Source organism: Bradyrhizobium sp. LTSP885 (genome assembly GCF_000938305.1).
GTDB lineage: Bacteria > Pseudomonadota > Alphaproteobacteria > Rhizobiales > Xanthobacteraceae > Bradyrhizobium.
In genome coordinates, this window is the sequence record NZ_JYMT01000022.1 from 1 (window position 1) to 1,963 (window position 1,963).

Genomic DNA, 1,963 nt, shown 5'->3' on the forward strand with positions numbered 1-1,963 from the left:
AGCAGCGCGAGCCGCACCTTGGCGGTGGCCTGGTTGGCCCTGCTGCCGGCATCGGACGCCTGGCCTTCGAGGACCGCGGCATAATCCGCCCTCGCATGCGCGTCATCGCCCTTGGCCTCGTAGGCGAGGCCGCGTTGGGTATAGGCTGAAATCAAGACGCTGCCGGGCGGCGTCATGATGCTGGCGGGCGCTTTCGCCTTCGCCAGCCGGATCGCCTCCGTGGTGTCAGAGATCGCGCGGTCGATATCGCCCTTGGCGCGCCAGATCACCGCGCGGCTGATCAAGGGCTGCGGCAGCGACGGGTCGATCCGGACAGCCTCGTTGATGTCGGCCAGCGCGCCGTCGAGGTCGCCGAGGGCCTGTTTGGAGATGCCACGGTTCTGATAGGAAAAGGCCGATCTCGGGCCAGCCTTGATCGCGGCGTCATAGTCGGTGATCGCCTTGGTGTAGTCACCTTTGGCGCGCCAGGCGTTACCACGATTGTGGAAGATGATGCCGCTCGGCGGCCCCAGGCGCAGTGCGTCGTTGAAGTCGGCGATCGCGATGTCGTACTCGCCCTTGTCGTAATAGGCCGAGCCGCGCAGATTGTAGACGGCAGTGCTGGGCTGTAGCCGGATCGCCTCGGTGGCATCGGCGATCACCTGCGGATAATTGCCCTTCTTGTTCCAGCCGACCGCGCGCCAGAAATAGATGGTCGCGAGCTTCTCGCCGGAAAACACTTTCAGCGCGATGATCTTGCTGCAGGCATCGATCATCTGGTCGGCCGGCGTGGTGTCAGTGGTGCAGAGCGGCCCGAGTTGTGACCTGGCCTGGGCGGAGCAGGGCGCCGACCACAGTGCAGCGGCGAGCAGGGCAGCAATCAGGAGCAGGCGGCACATCGGTCATCCAGAGTGATGGCCGTCATTGCTGTGCAAGTTCACTAATTCGCTGATTGAATTCTCTTGCGGGAGGATTCGATGCGCGACAACAGCTACGACCGGACGATTGAGCGGAACTACCTGCAGAAGTGGCGGTTCCTGATCCCGGAATACGAGGCGGTGAAAGCCGGGCGGTCGGCAACGTTCCGCCGGGTCGGAGATTTTTATCGGCATCACGGCACCTGCTCGCAAACCTTCCGGAAGTGTTACAACCGCTATTTGCAAAGCGGCGAGGAGGCCGACCTCTTGCCGCGGCGGCGCGGACCGAAGTGGAAGGAACGGCGCGAACCGGAAGGCATCGAGGCCGAGATCGTTGCTTGCCGCCAGAGGGGGATGAACCGCTACGAGATCCATGCTGTCTTGCGCGAGCGGCGCGATACGCTACCCTCGCCGTCGACGATCTACCGGGTCCTGAAACGCTATCATCTGAACCGGCGCACGCCGGCGATGCGCGAGGAGAAACGCCGCATTATCAAGGACAAGCTCGGCGAACTTGGCCATGTCGATCTGCATCAGCTGCCACGCGACGTGTTCCTGGCGCCACCCCCGGCCACGGCCTATATCGTCAGCCTGATCGACAGCTGCTCGCGCCTGGCCTGGGCCGAGGTCATCACCTCCAAGAAAGCCTTGCCGGTCATGTTCAGGACGCTGAAGATGATCAACACCCTCAACGTCACCTATGGGCTGGTCTTCGCCGAAATCATGTCCGACAACGGCGCCGAGTTCGCATCCCGAAACAACCGTGAAGAGCATCCCTTCGAAGCCATGCTCCTCGAACTCGGCATCAAGCATCGCTACACCAGACCCTATCGGCCGCAGACCAACGGCAAGATCGAACGGTTCTGGCGTACCCTCGACGACGACGTCATCGATGGGGCAACCTTCGATAACCTCGATCACTTCGCCAATGAACTCTTCGAGTACCTGATCTACTACAACAACCACAGGCCTCATCAGGCCCTTGGCGGCCAGACACCAAAGGACTTCGCTGCGACCAAAACTGAACCCATTCAATCAGCGAATTAGTGAACTTGCACAATTGCGAG

1 protein-coding gene and 3 pseudogenes are annotated in these 1,963 nt (G+C 61.7%); 3 read left to right on the top strand and 1 reads right to left on the bottom strand.

Annotation, left to right across the window (positions count from 1 at the left end):
- Positions 1 to 878 (bottom strand): tetratricopeptide repeat protein (locus UP09_RS16150; RefSeq protein WP_044539231.1); only part of this gene is annotated, 878 nt, incomplete at its 3' end.
- A gap of 78 nt (positions 879 to 956) precedes the next feature.
- Between UP09_RS16150 and UP09_RS16155 the strand changes: the two are divergent.
- The 3 pseudogenes from UP09_RS16155 to UP09_RS38995 all read left to right on the top strand — a co-directional run.
- Positions 957 to 1,673 (top strand): annotated as a pseudogene (locus UP09_RS16155) (helix-turn-helix domain-containing protein); the annotation flags it as partial.
- Between the two features lie 24 nt (positions 1,674 to 1,697).
- Positions 1,698 to 1,779 (top strand): annotated as a pseudogene (locus UP09_RS38990) (integrase core domain-containing protein); the annotation flags it as partial.
- A pseudogene (locus tag UP09_RS38995) lies at positions 1,758 to 1,943 on the top strand (integrase core domain-containing protein); the annotation flags it as partial. The pseudogenes UP09_RS38990 and UP09_RS38995, both read left to right, overlap by 22 nt.
- Positions 1,944 to 1,963: the final 20 nt, after the last annotated feature.